11 protein-coding genes are annotated in these 17,955 nt (G+C 55.1%); 3 read left to right on the top strand and 8 right to left on the bottom strand.

All coding sequences use genetic code 11. From position 1 onward, the window contains the following. Nucleotides 1–364 precede the first annotated feature (364 nt). The 7 genes from MEB48_RS01065 to MEB48_RS01035 form a co-directional block, all read right to left on the bottom strand. A complete protein-coding gene (locus MEB48_RS01065) occupies nt 365–1,288 on the bottom strand; it encodes a Kiwa anti-phage protein KwaB-like domain-containing protein (RefSeq protein ID WP_237881047.1) in 924 nt (307 codons plus the stop codon). Nucleotides 1,289–1,291: 3 nt separating this feature from the next. After that, nucleotides 1,292–1,870: a hypothetical protein gene (locus MEB48_RS01060; RefSeq protein WP_237881045.1), complete on the bottom strand. Its 579-nt coding sequence runs from the start codon at nt 1,868–1,870 to the stop codon at nt 1,292–1,294. Between the two features lie 662 nt (nt 1,871–2,532). Next, nucleotides 2,533–3,342: a hypothetical protein gene (locus MEB48_RS01055; protein ID WP_237881043.1), complete on the bottom strand. Its 810-nt coding sequence runs from the start codon at nt 3,340–3,342 to the stop codon at nt 2,533–2,535. 170 nt (nt 3,343–3,512) lie between these two features. Further along, nucleotides 3,513–3,947, bottom strand: coding sequence for a hypothetical protein (locus tag MEB48_RS01050; protein ID WP_237881041.1), 435 nt, complete (start codon nt 3,945–3,947; stop codon nt 3,513–3,515). Nucleotides 3,948–4,128: 181 nt separating this feature from the next. Beyond that, entirely contained in the window at nt 4,129–6,489 is a 2,361-nt protein-coding gene (locus MEB48_RS01045) for an RNaseH domain-containing protein (RefSeq protein WP_237881039.1), read from the bottom strand. Next, on the bottom strand, nt 6,467–9,607 hold the full coding sequence (locus MEB48_RS01040; protein ID WP_237881037.1) for a hypothetical protein: 3,141 nt from the start codon (nt 9,605–9,607) through the stop codon (nt 6,467–6,469). Before MEB48_RS01040 ends, MEB48_RS01045 begins: the two co-directional genes overlap by 23 nt. Continuing rightward, a complete protein-coding gene (locus tag MEB48_RS01035; protein ID WP_237881036.1) occupies nt 9,595–10,629 on the bottom strand; it encodes a restriction endonuclease-related protein in 1,035 nt (344 codons plus the stop codon). The genes MEB48_RS01040 and MEB48_RS01035 overlap by 13 nt, the downstream gene beginning before the upstream one ends. Before the next feature lie 417 nt (nt 10,630–11,046). Between MEB48_RS01035 and MEB48_RS01030 the strand changes: the two genes are divergently transcribed. The 3 genes from MEB48_RS01030 (at nt 11,047) to MEB48_RS01020 (ending at nt 16,003) form a co-directional block, all read left to right on the top strand. Beyond that, complete coding sequence (locus tag MEB48_RS01030; RefSeq protein ID WP_237881034.1) at nt 11,047–13,116, top strand: ATP-dependent nuclease; 2,070 nt, start codon at nt 11,047–11,049, stop codon at nt 13,114–13,116. Then, nucleotides 13,113–15,116 carry a UvrD-helicase domain-containing protein gene (locus tag MEB48_RS01025; RefSeq protein ID WP_237881032.1) on the top strand — a complete coding sequence of 668 codons (2,004 nt, stop codon included), beginning with the start codon at nt 13,113–13,115 and terminating at the stop codon, nt 15,114–15,116. Before MEB48_RS01030 ends, MEB48_RS01025 begins: the two co-directional genes overlap by 4 nt. A gap of 77 nt (nt 15,117–15,193) precedes the next feature. After that, the gene (locus MEB48_RS01020; RefSeq protein WP_237881030.1) at nt 15,194–16,003 is read left to right on the top strand and encodes a hypothetical protein; all 810 of its coding nucleotides are present in this window, start codon (nt 15,194–15,196) and stop codon (nt 16,001–16,003) included. A 345-nt stretch (nt 16,004–16,348) separates the two neighbouring features. Here MEB48_RS01020 and MEB48_RS01015 read toward each other — a convergent pair whose 3' ends face one another. Next, the gene (locus tag MEB48_RS01015; RefSeq protein WP_237881028.1) at nt 16,349–17,647 is read right to left on the bottom strand and encodes a tyrosine-type recombinase/integrase; all 1,299 of its coding nucleotides are present in this window, start codon (nt 17,645–17,647) and stop codon (nt 16,349–16,351) included. Nucleotides 17,648–17,955: the final 308 nt, after the last annotated feature.

The raw sequence follows: 17,955 nt of genomic DNA, 5'->3' as shown, positions 1-17,955 counted from the left end.
GCTCTGAAATGTCACCGAAGATGCTCTGCTGGTTCTCGAATATGAACGCATGCTCCAGAGCTTGTGGCTCAAAGAGGCCCCATCAATCACATTCGAGCAATGAGCGTTGATGACTGTAAGGAGTTCACTCAAGCATGCAGTGCGAGCATTCCAGCGAAGAACGCTGTCTTTATTACTAGAGTGCCTGCACTCACCAAAATGGAGGGAGGAATCGAAACGGGGAGAGCAGGGTTTAGCTAGTTCTCAGTAGTCATTTGAATATCTGTAATTAGACATCGCTTGAATTCAGTAACCTTTGATCTGTAAGTGCGTCTACTCGCGAATCTTTACGTGGTGGATACCTAGCCTGCCCTGCCGCAAGCTCTCATGCGATAGGGTTAGCCGAGGGTACGTCAAAGTCGTGCCCGGTCAGCTCCGAATGAAGCCGGTGATTCAACAGCACTTGAATGATTGCGCGCACTGACTCGTCGGATGGGACAATCTTGCCATTGTCATCGAATATTATATTCCACTGCCGCTCATGGTTGACCAGACGCAGCTTTTCCATGAAGGCGACATCGTTGTAATACCCACGCTCCTGTACCACCGCCATCCTGCGTAAATGCATAGTATTGCTGCCCACATGGTCAATCAAAACGGCCATGTCAGAGAAGATTGCTTGAAAGCCTGCATCAGCCCGTAGCTCGGTGAACGAAGTTACATAGGTTTGTTTGTACTCCAACACCGATTCGAAATGACCTTTGTTGGTGACCAAAATGTCGGTATTGAGTACGAAAAAATCAAATCGTTTGGGAATAATGAATGCTTCATCACTAGCTAGGTCGAGTTGGTTGCGGTTAAGCACAAGGTTGAGAACATGTGCGCGTTTTTTCACCTTCCAGTCGTTTCCAAGACGGCATACGCAATCGAGCGTGTCCGTGCCGATGGTCAGGCGAACGAGATAGCCTAGGCTTCCCTCCAGATCCGAGATGGCCTCAATGAGATGCTCCTCGGATGGGTTGCTGACGAGATCCTGCAACTGCGGGAAAGTCGTCTCATCGGATTCAAGATAAAGGCAGGAGCTCTCGTTGATCGTTGCGATGAGGCTGTAATCCTCGACCTCGGTGCACCGATCGATCCATTGTCGGGCAATCCGCTTGAGCTCAATCTTCAGCTCGGGCGTTGCAACCACGGAGGATGCTCGGAATTTGGCGGTTCTGCTGGCGCTCTTTTTGAACGCCCAAACGCTCACTGTAGCGTTTACCAGATCTAGGCCCCGTAGCCTGTTCAACGCTTCAACTGCAGCCATCACTTACTCCTTTTTTGTGAGAACGTATATTCCGTGGATGACACAAGAGCTAAGTTTGTCCCCAGGGTAGACTTTGGTCTTGGCGAGCGCGATAACACTGCGCTGCTTGCCGGAGGTAATCACCTCCAGCTCATGTAGTTGCCAGCCAATTGCCAAGAGCAACGGATTCATGAGGATTTGTCCTGATCGATAGGTGATGAGAAACATCCAGATCAAGAACACAAGAAAGCCGTAGAACTTGCCATCGTTGCCTAGGTCAAGGCCCATGAACGAGACAACGTAGGGAAAGACGTAATTGATGAGGTCATTGGGAACAGTCTTCGCTTCCTTGACCGTTAGCTCATGGTCGGCCGGCAAGCTTTTGAGCACCCAAGTGAAGAAAGCGAGGCTGATCAGGCAAATGATGAATAGGGTCAGCGAGCGACCTGGGGTCATCAGGGCGGGCAAGGTGCAATCGTGAAGCGACCAGCAGATTGATTTCTTCCAAGTAGCATCAGAGACGTCTTGGAGCAGCAGGATCACGCTCAGCGGAAAGTAGGAGCCTAGGAACAGGAATATAGCCGGAAGGATCTTTACCTTCATTTCGCCCGCTCCTTGGTGTGCTGATCAGTGACGCTCGATTACTTACTATGGCTCTGTGCCACCGAAAAGGAAAACGAAGAATCACTATTCCCATGCCGTGCCAGCTGAGCCCGGCTAAGCTTGGTTTTCAAGCTGGAGGTAAAAGTGCTGTCATCGATCAAGGAGTACCTACCTGGCCCACCAATTCTTGGAAGCATTTGGGTCACCTTAAGGCTGCCCTCGCGCGGCACAATAATTCATAGCCTATTCGCAATTGGCTGCCTGTTGCGCTTCTCGACCGGATAGCAGGCTGCGTCAGTTGTAGCGCGGCACCTGGTAGGCATCACGGGCGGTGAGAGGGGAGCTTTGTGTTCAAATCATTCTGAGCTCGAGTCATCGCATGCCCCCCAGCATAAAGGGAAAACCAACGTGGAGGATTTAGCGCTGCTATGCGCGAATTGCCACAGACTCGCTCACACGTTGGAGTCACTGTATCTAACGGAGGCATTGCACCAATACTTGCTAGGGAAGGTTGGTAAATAATGGTTGCCTCAGCGCGACTTTAGAGTTGCGCTGAGCTCCTCCCTGCATGCTCCCATTCCTATCTCTGGGAGATAGCAGGCGTCAAATCTTCTGAGGTCAACCCATGCCTATCAGGTGAGCTCTGCTCTGCGTATGCGTTCTCATGCTCGATTGTAAGAGGGAGAAATATGGTTCATTAGCTCTTCAAATTCTCCTTCAGAGGCCGAATACAGCGGCTCGAATCGACCCTCATCTCCCGCAAAGACATATTGAGAACAGCGACACGCGTCAGCGTCCTCTTCACAGTTTTTGCAGGGGGAAGAGCAAATTTCAATCATTCGATCGATTGCCGTCGAAGGGTCAAAAGGATCATAGGTGTCGGGATAACTCCCATGCCAAATGATCACTTCGCCTTTGGCAAATTCCAGCACGCTCTCTGCGCTGTTGAATTCCCAGTTAGCCAAAGCCCTTAGCGCTGGCAGAAGCACAACCCGGCAATAATCGAATCGGTAGTTTTCCAGATGACATAGCACGCGCCCTTCATCCTCCACTAAGCTCTGAAAAGAAATCTGCCCGTAGCGCTCACCAAGGCTCTTGTATCGCAGAGGATCAACTCGAATATGTTTGAGCGCATTGTTGATCGCGTCGATCAACTCCATTTTGCGGTTACTCAGATACGCACCCGATACCGCGAATTTTTCGTCAAAGGACTTCACGAGGTCGGTGCGATTTTCTTTTACCCCAGCGGCCGATCGGATGGCCTGCAAGTAGTCAACACTGTGGGCCACAATCAAATTCACTCCAAAGGCCTGATGGAGCAAAACCGCGTTGTTTCTTACTTTCGCCTCCAACTCTTCCTTCGCAGGCTCAAGGATGAATTCAATGTAGTGCTTGTAATCGTCGCATGCGTCTCGGATAGAGGAGGTCATTTCGATCACTGGCCGCGACTTCGAATTATTGATGATTGCCATTGAGTTTCCTTGTTTCTGCGAGGTCAGGCGGCATCAGTGGGCGCCATCCACCTTATCCAGTTACCTCGGTCAGATGCCGTTGACTGCCCACTGAACGATGTTCTTTCGAAAGGAATGAGAGGTGCTGACTCTATCCTCAAATACGAATGGACAAATTGTGCTGTGAAATTTCAGTGGGTATTCATGCGCAGAGCTTTTGCGATGAAGCCCATTGATATTGCCATCCTCTTGACCCAGCGATAGGTGAGCGTCGGGTTGGTCACTAGATGGTAACGATCATTGAGATCCTGAATTCGAATCAGGATCTGCTGACGTTCAGTAGCGGAAAGATTCCCTTGCATCAGATGTGCTTCCAATCTAGCTAGCTTAGCTTCGTACTCACGTGTCCAAGCTGGCCTTAGGTAGTTCTGAATCTTTTCCAGGTTCAGGTAGAGGACTCCAGCGGCCGACAGAGTGATGGAACTCGTCACGATTGTCAGGTCACCTTGATTCCACAAGGTGGCGAGTACAATACACGGCGATAGTGCAACCAGGCTTAGGTACAGCAGACGCTTCGGAGGATCTTTCCTGTCTTCCGGAGCCGTGCGCAGCAGAGCAGTGAGCATGGATTCGTCCTTCAGTGGATTCGAAGTAGATGCTCTCACAAATTATTGGGCGGGAGAGGCCAGAATATGTTAGCGGTTTATGCGTGACCGCCACTCTGTCAAAGCTCCACTCGCGGTATTTTGAGACCGCTACGCCAGCTAGATCAGGCGAGCCGCAGGCCGTGCAGAGCCATAGACTCAATCAGAACCGACCCTTCCTCAGCTTCTCGGCAACCGGATGATCCTCTGCAATCTGTCGGGCCGCGTGAAGTGGGGAGGGAAGCCGAAGAAAACCATCCCACAATGGAGCATTCTTGCACCAGTATCCGGCCTGCAGCGCCAGCTGGTCTTTGTTCGCAAAACTCCCTTCCTGGATCATTACAAACTCCGTCACTCCCAGCTGCTGCCACGAATCCTTGAGCTGCGACGGAGTGACGTCGTAGCGGGTGTGGTAGCGGTGAGAGCGCACCTTATTGAAGGTCTTGGAGTAGGACGTGAAGTAATACACCAGCTCCTGGTGCTCAGCTTGGTGCACACCGATTCGATTCCCTATGTACATCGGCGCCAGAGGCGAAAGTGAGTGCACACCGGTCATTTGAGCTGTTTGGTAATCAGACCGCGTGCGTATCAACCAAGCGTTTTTCGGAACGGGAGGCAATCCATGGCCTGCGCCATCATTCATGCCTGGGTACAGCCGCTTCGCACCGGCGTTGATGTACACAATCAATGGGCTGTCGGCCACGGCAGTAGGCGCGAGGAGTGCTTGTCTGATCACCAGCTTGGCAGTGTCCTGATCCAGCAACTTCGGGCTTGCATGGATGGCACAGAGTCCTTCACTGTAGCTTTTCCACTGACCTGGTTGACCACCAGCACCATCAACGTAGACCTGTAAATACCGCGTATTGACAAAGGAGCGCGTGATCACGGGCAGGTAAGCGTTGGACTTGTGGAGGTAATCGACATAAATCGAAACGACGGTCGTATCGGCCGGGATGCCTGCGGTACGCTCCAGTGGTAGCGGTACATAGCCGGTACCACGGGTCGCATCGATGAGGCTGTTGATGGCTGGGTAATCCTCAGGCGGATCAGACTCCTCAGTCTTGGCTTTCCGCAGCCGGCCCTTCAGTCCTGGAGCAATGCCCTTCGATGACGTAGCTCCTTCGCCTTGAGGCGGCAGGTGGAAGATGAACTGCGTGGAGATCCCATGTTGGGCGCAGAGTGCCCGCAACACATGCTTCGGATCGTTTTCGTCCTTCGTGGCCACCTCGGGGGCTGTCTCGATAATCGCAGCGTCCGGCGCCAGGCTGGTCAGCCGTGGCAGCAATTCATGGGTAAACCAGTTCTGAATGTCCGTAGAGGTTGTCTTGGAAGTCAGTACCTGCTGCGCATCCTTGCACTGGATCTGCTGGAGTAGGACTTTAGGCTTGGGCTTTTCCTTGAACACGGGAGAAAGAAACTCCAAGTTCTCGTAGGCCGTGTTGATGCGCATCATGATGTCCGTGTGCGCGGTCACCACTGCGATCCGGATTGGCCGCACTGGCTCGCCTGGCGTTTTGTCTCGCTGGGCGATGAGCCGGCCCACATAGCGGGTCAGCATGGGCTTGGCTGAGGTCAGGGTCTTCTGGACGTGAAAACTTGCCTGATCGAGGATGACCGTCCCGACACCACTGCCAATGGGCGAGGCAATCGGCGTGTGGGCATGAATCGGCCGGAGGGCCCCGGCCATAGAAATCTCATCGCCCCCCAGCGCCGGCAAGCTTCCTTCGCCCATGTGTTGGATGAGTTCGGCGGCAGGACTGGTATAGACGGTCTGAAAGTGACCATCATCTGTTGGCAATGTGCGGATCTGGAACTTGGAAATTCCGCGAGCGGTTTTGATCCAGGTTGAGTGTGTGGTGTGGCGCCACTCGGGCAGGATATGGCTCAGGTGAACCGTGACGGACGCGTACTGACGGGGCACCTTGTGTAGCAACAACAAATTCGTTGAAACGGAGTGCATGGCCACTGCGCGGCGATCGCCACGTTCGTAGAACAGCGGGTTGTCCCACGCAAGCAAGGAGCCATCGCTGCAGACAGAGAGGTTCAAAGGGACGGAAGACTCCATCGGTTTGCTCGATAATTGCTGCGCGAGCATCCACGGTACGACCTTGTAAGTTACCATTGACTGTCGTGGGTCGTGCATGACATCAGATGCATGAATAGGAACTGGGCGCTCTGGCACGAGCAGACCGAGGAAGTCCTGTTGGCCTGGCGCTGCTTTGCGCAGGATGTGCTGAGCCCATACGCTGATTGCCCGGTTCAGTTTGCCTGGGTCGATGGGCTTGAGTGACGCGATTGCTGGCGCATCGTTGCTCTTCAGAAGTTGTGCGTTCACCCAGACCGGGCCGCCTGACAGGTAACTGAGGATCTCTTCAAGTGACTCAGTGGGCAAAAAGGGTTTACCAAAATGATTGGTGAGCAGTTGCCATCCATTCACGAAGTCCCGTGAAGCGTGGTACTGAATGACGGGAGGAAGCTCGTCCGGGTCGAATCGGAACAGGTTAGTCCTCAGGGAAATCGTCATCAGGTAGCCCCTCTGTCTCTTGAGTGCCTGCAGTGGCTTGCGAGCCTGCCGCTTCGATGTAAAGCGTCATGGCTTCCACCAGGCCCGCATGGTGCGTTGAAAATTCGCTCCAGTGGCCATCCTGCTTGAGCTTCTCGATCGTCCGATTCAAAAGCATCGCCCAAGTGTAGCGGCTGTCGAAGAACGCCGCGTCAGCTAGGTAGCAGGTGACGGGCGTGCCGCCGCGCCTGGCGCGCCCGACAAGCTGGGTGAGTGTCACCAGGACGTTCATGATGGTGAAGAACCGTATGGCTTTGGGCTGGCTGTAAAAGTAGGGGGGAGCCAGCCGGATGCCATTGAGTATTCGGTTCGCCATGGCACGCTCCTTCAGTAGTGCCAGCCCCGGGCTTGGGGACGCTTCCACGCTTTCGCCAACACTGTAGCAAAGGTGTGCAAGGTTGTTGCCTGGCTGATCGGAAGAGGGCAACGGTCGCACACAAACGACTACTCCACCCAAGGCCGACTTCCCGTCCCTAGTCACTATGTTGTGACCACGCGCCATTGGGTAGATGGAGCTGACCATCAATTGCACATCAGCATTGGGGCCGTCAGCGAACTCCACGAGGTCGTCGTAGGTGAGCTTGTTCGCCAGGGGCAACCGTTCCTGGCGATCCGCTTTCTTGCCTCCCCGTATCCATGCGACCTTGCGCTGGCCCGTTGAAATCTCGTAGAGCGTCGAGGCGAGCTGCTCTGCCTCGGCATCACTCCCCGTGACCAACAGCAGACGTGCTCGATGGCGCGTGCTGTCATCTTGCTCCAATGCTGCTAAGCGACTGGTAAGCCATGGCCACAGCTCATAGGCCAGATCCCGGACATGAATGAGTCGAGAATCAAGCGATGCCCCCGATACATGCACTGAGACATTGACGTTTTCGAAGCGAATGTTCCCCTTGGCATCCGGTACGTCAATCAGCGTCTTTGCGTTCAAATCGAAACAGCTGGCGCCAGGGAAAAACGCCGTGGCACTGAAGCCAATAAAGGTGCGATTCACGCCGGCATGGATTTTCGATGTCAGGTTGGGCAGGTATTGAAGCGTCCGGTGAGGGTCGCCGGACATCGCCACTACCTGGAGCGACCACGTGTCCCGTCCATCCTGCTTGCGTTTGAAGCCGTAAACGACGCGCTGAAGCGGGCCAAGCGGCGTTGGACTGAAGGGCGCTGAACCTGAGAGATCCTGCTGCACCCTCAGTGCTGCGGCTACCTTGGCGCGCGCCAGCACGGGGACATCTGCATAGAGGGTGCGAAGGCTGCTCTCAATAAAGTGCAAACTCGTCCTGATGACCAATGACGACCTGAGCCTTTCGAGCTTTTTGTCGTTCAGCCGTTGCCCCAGGTTTTTCCGCTTCGCCAGGGTGCTGAGCAGCGCGCCGATGCTGACGACTACCTCAATCGGGCTCGGCAGTGGGTCGTTGTGTGAGAAGGCTTGCAAGAGTTCGCGCAGCGGCGCCAGGTGGGGAGGGATGGCCTGCTCACCATATCCGCAGACGCCGTCTAGCACCAATGGATCGACGCCCAGATAATCGGCAATCATCTGATCTTCTGCCCGCTCCCACACGGTCTCGCGGTCAGGCCAAGTGAGATGCTTCAGGGCCAACTGGAGCAGCCGTGTGGTATGGAGAATCACTGCATTGCAGGCCCGTTGAGCACGGTACAGGGTAGACGCGTCGACGTCTGGAATGCTGTCTCGCCCAAAAATTTCCATATGCAGCTCAGCAAGGCTGCTGTGCTCGATGTGATTACTCAAAGGGAGCTCGAAGACGCTGGTATCGATCGCACTCAGCAGCAGCCCATCGATCTCGTCGACCATGAAGAGCGAGGCCGAACGGAGCAGCAGCTCGAGCAGGCTTCTCGACTCTCCGCCTTCACCTTCTACAGCGATGCGTGTGGTGCCGGAAATCAAGGCATGGTGGTTGACCACAACTATGTCAGCCGCCAAAGCTTGTTCGAGCATGGTGCGCTTGCCACACTGATTCAAAAACGGACAACTACGAATGCGCTTGAACGTCTCCCGCCCCCGGCGCTCGCCTGGAAGCTGCAGGTTGAAGCAGGGCTCCTCATCGCGCGGGCTCACGCTCCCGTCAGTGGCACAGGCATCGAGCAGGCATCGATAGTCGTAGGGATGATCCTCCCTTGCGCGGGCAAAGTAGTAATCACCCGATTTGGCTATCCGGCGCTGGGAGTGCAGCGGGGCGATCTTCAGATGAGGGGCCACGATACGTACCGAGCGCTTCAAGGCTTCAACCATGTTGCGTACGTCAGTCAGGTTGGGCACCGCGATCACCACGCGATGGCGCTGCAAGGCGGTGTGAATGCCCATCAACTGCATCACAACAGTTTTCCCTGTCCCCGTCGGCGCATTAACCCGATAGAACTTCCCTGCATGGGCTTCTACGTAACCGTCGTTGCGCACGATTGAATTCAAGGAGCCTCGGTGGCTTTGGTGCAGATGATTCGCGGGGTCACATCCAGCTCGATCCAGCGCACTGGCTATCTCGTACAGCGAAGCCTTCTCCCAGGAGAACGTCGTGACATCCGAGGCCACTACCAAGGGTAGACGGGTATCATTCAACACCAACCGGGAACGCTGCGCCTCGGAGATCACGAAAGTGCGGTAGCCATCAGATTGTGCCTCCCGAAGGAGAATCTGTCCTTCAGTGGGCCATTTGGTGCATGACGGGGCAGTGGGCTCAGTCTTGATGGCGTAGAGTTTCTCCTCGATCAGACCATCCAGGTCGAAACCCATCTGGAAATAGTAGACATCAGTCTCCTTGAGGCGCGGAGGGGCTTGCTGGTCACTTAAGAGATCAGCCGCCGCTACTCGAAACGGCGCACCACCACCGAAGATTATTCGCCCGGCCTCTTCAAGAAATCGCCCAGTCTGGTTCAGGTCAACAGGGCGATACTGGATGAGCGTGATGATCTGGTCGCGCACCATCTCAGAAGCACTTTCCCAGCCGCTCCAGAGATGGGGGCGCCCCACCAGGAACACTTCGGCGTCAGCAAGGGTTGGCTCCTTGCTGATATGCTTGATGGCCAACCCAAGCGCAAGGACGGTGGCATTTTCAGTTAGCGTTGGCATAGCTTTTTCACCCAACGCAGGCACTGGGACTCAGACATGATCTGCCTGGGCAAGCACTGCTCATTGAGCGTGTGCAGGAATTGCGTCTGGTAGTCAGGGATGACGATGACCGTCTCCGTAAACGGAGTACTGGCCAGGTGTAGCCCAAGGTTCTTGGTGGAATGCCATACCTTGGCATCCAGCGAGTAGGTTCGATCACCGAGGGTGAAGCGCAGGTCAGCCTGATCAATGTCTGGCCACAGTTCGGCAAATACCCCCAGCCGACTGATGCCATCAAGCAGGCGCAGCTCCAGCAGCCCCGGAATCAAGGTAAATGTCCACAGAGGTGGGGTGAGCCGGTACTTGTTTTTGGCGGGGTGTGGTTGGATTACCTTCGCGTTTCTAACGCTCACCAGTTCGCCATCCATCCACTGAAAAATTCCGACCGTTTGTTCACACCAGTGCGCGCCACAGGACACAGCGTGGCGGTGAATTTCCATTGGCCATCCACAGCCCGGGCACAGGTAGACCTGACCCAAACGGATCAGATGCTCAGGTATCGGCTCGTACAGCGAGTTGAAGCTAACTAGCAGCGGGATCAGAAAGTCAAGGCTTCGGTCAGCATCCACGACACCATGGTCGATCAGAAAACCCCGGAACAGACGGTACTCATCATCCCCGCGGGGTCGAGTTCTGCAGAGGTCGCGAACGTTCTTCACGATCTGCTGAACACGCTCCCAGCCCACGCGAGGATTAGTTTCCAGCGCGATCGCGTCGCACAGCATGGTGGGCTCGTCGGCAAACTGCAGCGCGCCTTGGTACCCTTGCCTGAAACGGCTATCAAGCCAATGCTCAAGTGGCAGGCTTAGACAGGAGAGCAGGTTGGCGATTGTGCGGGGAGGGGATCCAGGCTCCAGCCACCAGAGCAATGCACTGGCCTGGCGCAGAAGGTCGTGCCGCTCGGCGTGCTGATGGACATCGAGCTGCGCGGCCTTCACGATCAGGCTAAGCAAGCGTTGGGCGTTGCTGTCCACTGAGTCCATAAGCCCCCCCTTGAATTGGAAGCATGCGTCCCTGCGGAGCATCGTGCTCGAACTTCCTACTACCTGATCAAGCAGGCTGGCCCAATATATCGGCTACCGCAAGACAACCGGTCGGGCCGCGTTTTGTGGGCTAGCCCCAGCGACCTAGCGCAAAGCCTATGTTGCCTGGCTTGCTGCCCCGTTTCGGTTTCATGTCGGGAGGGTAAGTTCCGATAAATGGCGAGGAAGCATGTTGCTGTATGTTCGCCAGACGCCAGGACACTGCATTGTCTTGGGCTAGCAGGATTCAACGCGGCCGAATCGAATAGCCTTCGCCAGGCTTTCGTGGCATTAACACATCCAGGGAAGAATGATTTTAGCCAGGCCGGCGCTGGGCGAATCCTCTCCCTGCCACGGAATCAGGATGGGGGCAGCGCTGTGTACCTTTCGGCTTTGAAAATCGAAAATTTCCGCCAGTTCGGCCATGGCAATCATGCGTTGAACATCCAATTCAACGAAGGCGTGACTGCCCTCGTAGGTGAAAACGATGCGGGTAAAACTGCCGTCATCGATGCGATCCGTTACGTTTTGCAGACCCGGGATGCTGAGTACCTTCGATTGCAAATCGAGGACTTCCACATTGCCAACGATGGCACCCAGGCTGAGACCATCACCCTCAGATGCACCCTGGAAGACCTAAGCCTTGTGGAACTCGGCGCTTTCGCTGAATACGTGACCTACACCGGTGGTGTGGGGCGGCTGTACGTTCACTGGTCGGCTCGCCGCGTCGTTGCATCGGCCTCAACCCGCAAATGGGTCGATATTTCGGTTCGATCGGGTAAGAACGGAGAAGGCCCGGCTTTGGATGTGGGTGTACGGCAACTGTTAGCCACCGCATACCTGAAACCACTGCGGGACGCTGAGCGGGAAATGTCCCCTGGCCGCAATTCCAGGCTGTCTCAGGTATTAAGCAGTTTCCCTAATATTGATACGGGCAACTCGTTCGATCCCGCGGCACTCCCGGCCGACCTCCCTGACGCAGAAGAACTCAGCATTGCCGGTATGGGCGATTTCCTTCGCCACCTTGTGAACCGTCACGGCGCCATCGTCTCCGCTCAGAAGGAGATCAACGAAACTTACCTTCGCCCACTATCACTCGCTGGCCAGCCCCTCACGAGTCGCATCGGCTTTGGGGAGGCCGGAACTGATCCAGCCAAGCTCAAGCAGATCCTGGAACGATTGGAGCTTGGGCTGCTAGATCATGCCACTGGAGAGGCGCGAGGTATCTACGGGCTGGGGTCAAACAACGTGTTGTTCATGGCCTGCGAATTACTGCTGCTCGGTAAGGAGCCGGACGGACTCCCGCTGCTCCTCATCGAGGAGCCAGAAGCGCACTTGCATCCGCAGCGTCAGCTCCAATTGATGGAGTTTCTCGAAGCAGCGGCGAGGCCTTCCGCAGGCTTGAGGCCGGTTCAGGTCATCCTCACCACCCATAGCCCCAACCTGAGCTCGAAGATACCGTTGCAAAACCTGGTGCTGATGCAACGGCAACAGGCCTTCTCGCTCGCACAGAGTCAGACCTGTCTGGCGCCTGATGATTATCGCTTCCTCGGCCGCTTCCTGGACGTCACTAAGGCAGGGCTGTTCTTCGCAAAGGGGTTACTTGTCGTAGAAGGTGATGCGGAAGCAATCTTGCTGCCTTCGCTTGCTCGATGGTTGGGTAAGGATCTCACCAAACACGGCGTATCAATCATCAATGTGGGCGGTGTGGGGCTGCGGCGCTACTCAAAAATCTTGCAACGCAGAGATCCTTCAAAGGGCGAGATCACAGTACCTACGGCATGCATCACCGACATGGACGTGATGCCGGACTGCGCGCCCGAGATTACGAGTCTGAAGGGGGTGAAGGGATCGGTCTGGCCAGACAAAGCTGACCGGCGCTGGCGCGCCATGAAAGACTTTGGTATCACACCGGCCGAGCTTGAAAAAGGTCTCAAGGAGCATCGCGACAAGCGAACCGAGAGTGATGGGCAATGTGTGCGCACGTTCGTTGCCGACCACTGGACGCTCGAATACGACCTAGCGTTCCAAGGCCTTTCGAAGGAAGTCCATCATGCCGGATACCTGGCCATCAATGAGGACAAGATCGATGAGGGCAAGGAAACCAAGGACAGCCTGCTGAAAAAAGCAGGCACGGCCTTCGCTAAAATCCAGTCCACCCATGCCACCGAGGACGCTCGGTGCTCCGCGATCTACAAGCTGTTCAAAAGGGCCTCCAAAGCGATCGCAGCACAGCACCTGATCGACCTGATTGACCAACGTTTCGAAGACCGCACCCTGGATGCCATAACGCTGCGAGGGCTGCTGCCCACCTACGTTGTCCACGCGATCGAATATGCGACGCGAGGTTCCGCACTGGCCACGTCCTCCAGTTCGGCTCACACCGTGATCGTGCCCGCCGCACCGAATCCAGGATCGGCTGACGCGGTGGAGGAGGTCGCCAAATGACGCTCAGCCAACTGGTTGCCCCCATCACTGACGCCGATGTGGACTGGGTCATGGAGCTGATGGGGCTTGAGGCGCTAGACGAGCCTCGTCGAGATTTTCTGAAGTCGATGGATACCGTTGATGTTGCGGCCTGTCCCGGCAGCGGCAAAACGACCTTGGTAGTGGCGAAGCTGGCAATTCTGGCACGCCATTGGAAGAGCCGTATGCAAGGAATCTGCGTGCTATCGCATACCAACGCGGCTCGCGAAGAGATCGAGAAACGGTTAGGCGGCACTGAGGTGGGGCAACGGCTGCTGCGTTTCCCTCACTACATCGACACCATTCATGGTTTCACCGGCCGATTCCTGGCCTCGCCATGGTTACGCTCGAAAGGGATCGCGTTGCAGGCTATTGACGATGAGGCCACGCATAAAGCACGACGAAGGGAGCTGACGTACCGCGAGCACTTAGGTGCACAAGCCGCCTTCGAGAAAAAATTCAAAAATCTTCACAGCTTGCGGATCCGGTCTGCCGATTTCGATCAACCGCTCGGCGATGAAGATATTGGGTTTGCGCCGCACACGGCCACCTACAAGAGTGTGGTGAAATCACTCAGTGGCGCAGCCAAGGCCGGCTACTTCTGCTTCGATGAGGTGTTCGTGCTGGGCCACGCCTTACTCAATCAGGAGGCGGGCGTGGGCGCCGCATTACGCCTGCGTTTCCCTTGTGTCTTGATTGATGAGATGCAGGACACCCAACCTGACCAGGCGAGCGTGCTCCAGTGTGTCTTTCCCCACGATGACCCAGACGTCCGAGTCATTCGCGTCGGCGATCCAAACCAGGAAATCTTCGAGAAGAAGACGCCACTGCAGGATCCGTTCCCTGACCTGGGGCGACAGCTGGAGATCGCCAGCAGCTTCCGTTTTGATCAGGCCATTGCATCGATCGCCAACCCCTTTGCGTATGTCCCCATCACGAATGGTTTGGTAGGACTTCGGACTCCGCGTGCCCCACACAGTGTCCCCAACACGATCATCGTCTTCCCTGACGAAGATGCGACCCAGGTTTTGGATGAATTCGCAAAGCTTGTGCTGAAGCATCTGCAGACGGAAACCCGCAGGGCGGGTGTGTTCGCCGTCGGCGCCGTGCACCGGCTTGAAAACTTCAAAGCGAACCAGTATCCGAAGGCTCTGGAGCATTACTGGCCACCCTATCGGTCTGATACGACCAAGACATCGTTCAAGCCTCGCACGTTTGCTGAAGGTGCACACGTTGCTCGGCGTTACGCGATGCGACAACCCACAGCCGCTTCAGCCGTTGAGCTGCTGGCTTCCTGCCTGGCCAACCTGGGCGTATTAGCGTTTCCTGACAGCCTGGTGCAACTGAGAGGCCGGCACAAAGCCTCAGTTGAAGAGAAACTCACGACCAAACCTGAAGCGTTCGCTCGGTACCGCGAGTGCATCCAGCAGATTCTGTTCGTGCCATCGGAGGTCACAGAGCGGGATTGGGTCAAGGTCATTTCACCCAAACTCTTGCTGCTGGCAGCTGTTCTTCATGATGCCGATGGCGTAGCAGCTGATCTTCAAGGCCATCAGTACCTCGCCTGGGAGCCTGCCCCCGCAGCCTCTGAAGCCGGAGAAAGCGGCGGATCGCTGATCAACACCTACCGATTCCAGGAGGGCGCCGACGGCGTCGATATCCGGATGTCATCCATTCATTCAGAAAAGGGCAAAACCCACTCTGCGACGCTGATCCTGGAGACCTTCAGGAAGACCCACTTCATTCAGAAACTCATGCCGTGGCTTGAGGGCCAAAAGGCCGCCGCCAAGAGACCACCGGACAGCGCTAAGAAAGACATGATGCTGATGTACGTGGGGATGACCCGACCGACTCACATGCTGTGCCTCGCCATACGGCAGAGCACCTTGGGGGAGGGCGCCGCTGGGGAGAAGCGCAGGGCGGCGCTCAAAACAGCCGGGTGGTCGATTTTGGAGCTAACAGCTCAGACTCCAGTGCCATAGCTACTCCGCTGCTCCCGTTACGCGCGGGGCACAAACGCCTTTCGCTATGAATGATTAAGAGCAAGGACGTAACAGCAATGAAACCCGAGATGTCAGAGTTTTCCTATGGCTTTGCCTTTACCAACGAGCTAATTACTTCACCAGGCGGCCATGTAATAGCCGCCCCCGAGTTTCCTTCGTTACAGAAGGAGGGGAAGCCTGGCGGCGGTTACGACGTCAAAATTCCATTCGGCTCACCACTTTTCCTACAATTCAAGCTAAGCCATTACCTGGAGCGCACAAATTGCAAGGAATACGGCCTGATGGGGGGAGCCTACTACCGCTGGCACCTCCATGCATTACGGCATTCTGCCCAGCATGATTTGTTACTGGAGCTCGAAAGCAGAGGCAACGAAATCTACTACGTAGTCCCAGCATTCCATCAAACCGCAGAGCTCAATGCGCATTACCTATCAAAGCAAATCGTCGAAAGGTCGGTTAGGTTCCGCCCGAGTGATATCGGCGTCCTGCCCGATGATGATGAGCACTATGTCGTGTTCAACAGCCTCCCCCTGGCATATCGATGCTCAGACGACCCATCCCTGATCAAAGCCCAGCTGATGGGTGATCTGCTCGGTGCAACTCAGGATCGACGAGTTCCTCGCGATCTCAATGAGGCTGGGATTCACCAAATTGGCCAGACAATCGTCGACGCGCTTCGTGAAAGCAGAACCCGGCGTTCACTTGTTGGGCACAAGTCGGTCAATCCGGATGAGGTCGCACGGGCAATTGATGACCAGCCTACATTGCGAACGCTTGCATTTGTCTCACGCACCGTCCTGGACTCTGAACTGCTCATTGTAAGGAGAGAACCAAGGGTCAAACGCATCAGCCGTAAGCGAGGGTGAGGGGGTCTATCTGGCCCTGCCAAAGGGTTTCTTTGCGTAGGCTCCTCTTGGCAGACATCTGATCCTTTCCAAAAACGGTTCGTTGTGGAGGTGAGGCACGACAGGGCTGGAAAAACTGTATATATATACAGCAAGCGGTCTAACCCCGGATTTGAGTGAATCATCACAGCACATTTGAGGGGAACCGGTCACTAACGCCGACTTGATGAAAATAGGCTAAAAGTCCGGAATCATGGGCGTTGTAGGCCTGAGAGGCGCTCGTCACTATCTGTTCTTAGAAGATCTGCCCGATACCTCATAACATCTCGCGCTGGTACGCATTGGCACGTTTGAAGCTAAAGACGTTTAACCACGATCGCGTATACCTAGGCGCTTAACTGAGTGTGCCCGCTCCTGATCGTGTGAGTGGTAATACGTGTTCTGAGTCGTTGCCAGGTTTGAATGCCGAAGATCACTCTGCAAGTCTTTGGCGTTCCGAAACGGCGCATCAAACGTTGCGGAGGTATGGCGCAACCAGTGCGAGGAAGCCGCTCTCAGGCTGTCCATCTCATAAGCTTCACGGCCTTCAGTGCGCATGCGGTTCAGGGCGTTGTCAAAAACCGTCTGGAGGAGGGCGCGCACTTGTCGATCGGAGAGACCTGATCGACCACTCAGGGTGGTGATCAGCGGCGTCTTCTCTTGATACTCCGGCAATGGCGAAAGCCCCAAAAATCGACGGTACCGGGTGAGGTAGCCGGTGACATAATCGTCCCGCACGGCGATCTTGGCAGATTTATTGCCTTTACCGATGACATGGAACCACCAGTTACCTTCTTGGTCACGGCGGAAGTCGCCCATCGTCGGTTTCCAGTTACTACGACCTGCAATATCTGAGATCCGGAGATACATACTGAACATCGTAATCAAGATAAACAACGTGCGCTCATGTTTATTGGGCGCAGCGGCCGCCATGGCCTCAGCCGTATCCACTACATAGTCCCATTGTAGCGGCGTCAGTGCACGCGTAACTGCCCCATCATCAGGAGTTGCGTTGTACTGATTCTTTTTGGTGACTTTACGGAAAGGATTAGTCCCCGCCAGATCTTCCTCAATCAAGTACTCATAAAAGCCGCTGCAAATTTTGAAGACATTCCCCATCGAGCCTTTGGAGGAGTGATACCCTTGAGACGCTTGGTCGTCGGAACTAACTAAGTCATCCCGGAATTGTTTCGGCGTCTTTTGCGTAAATGGCCTCCATTTGGGGTTCATTACCACAGGATGCGTCAGTGCAGTTGTCGAATCTTCATTATCAAGAAAGCGGTTACGGATAATGGGCCCAACCCAACTAGTCGGCGGATTCTTACAAAACGCCAAAAACGCCTCAGCATCAAGGCGTTTGAGTTCGGTGATCGGCTTTTTTAGAACATTCAACGACCATAGCAAGAGGCGCTCGACTTGACAGCGATAGGTGCTAAAAGTCAGGGAGTTTTCCGCATAGTGCCGTAGATACGCACGTGCAGCCAGGTACCCGTCGACGGCCAGAAGCTCTTCATCGAAGCTTTCCAAGTAGTCATTGACGCTGCGTATAGATGACCGACCCACAGTAAAATCCTGATCTACAAAATCATCATGGGATTCAAAAATTGGGTAGGTGGAAATGGTCATACAAGCAACAGCCCAGCACGAATGAACGGCCTGACGAGAACTTCCTATTCTGACTGTTCTAGGAAGTTTCAATCCTCCCTTCCCAATCCAGCGTCTCTTCATACCGACATTACAGTTAATCGGAAACCCGATACTACCTTCATCTTTACAGCCCCGCAACTATCCACCATCTATCTGGCAGATCGCCTATCTTACTTGACACACTTCAGATTGTTGCCTATGCGCACGCGAGCATTCATTTCTATGTCGAATTTTGCAACCATGAGATCGCATCAATAAAAACATTAGTCGGCGCGCCGCGCGCCGAC

The organism is Pseudomonas sp. PGPR40 (assembly GCF_022014505.1).
In the GTDB taxonomy this organism is placed as follows: domain Bacteria; phylum Pseudomonadota; class Gammaproteobacteria; order Pseudomonadales; family Pseudomonadaceae; genus Aquipseudomonas.
The sequence above is the reverse complement of the archived record's forward strand: the minus strand, read 5'-3'. Positions and strand labels throughout refer to the sequence as shown.

Coding starts and splice junctions, on each gene's coding strand:
- MEB48_RS01065 (WP_237881047.1), bottom strand. CDS start 1,288: ATGGCTGCAGTTGAAGCGTTGAACAGGCTACGGGGCCTAGATCTGGTA.
- MEB48_RS01060 (WP_237881045.1), bottom strand. CDS start 1,870: ATGAAGGTAAAGATCCTTCCGGCTATATTCCTGTTCCTAGGCTCCTAC.
- MEB48_RS01055 (WP_237881043.1), bottom strand. CDS start 3,342: ATGGCAATCATCAATAATTCGAAGTCGCGGCCAGTGATCGAAATGACC.
- MEB48_RS01050 (WP_237881041.1), bottom strand. CDS start 3,947: ATGCTCACTGCTCTGCTGCGCACGGCTCCGGAAGACAGGAAAGATCCT.
- MEB48_RS01045 (WP_237881039.1), bottom strand. CDS start 6,489: ATGACGATTTCCCTGAGGACTAACCTGTTCCGATTCGACCCGGACGAG.
- MEB48_RS01040 (WP_237881037.1), bottom strand. CDS start 9,607: ATGCCAACGCTAACTGAAAATGCCACCGTCCTTGCGCTTGGGTTGGCC.
- MEB48_RS01035 (WP_237881036.1), bottom strand. CDS start 10,629: ATGGACTCAGTGGACAGCAACGCCCAACGCTTGCTTAGCCTGATCGTG.
- MEB48_RS01025 (WP_237881032.1), top strand. CDS start 13,113: ATGACGCTCAGCCAACTGGTTGCCCCCATCACTGACGCCGATGTGGAC.
- MEB48_RS01020 (WP_237881030.1), top strand. CDS start 15,194: ATGAAACCCGAGATGTCAGAGTTTTCCTATGGCTTTGCCTTTACCAAC.
- MEB48_RS01015 (WP_237881028.1), bottom strand. CDS start 17,647: ATGACCATTTCCACCTACCCAATTTTTGAATCCCATGATGATTTTGTA.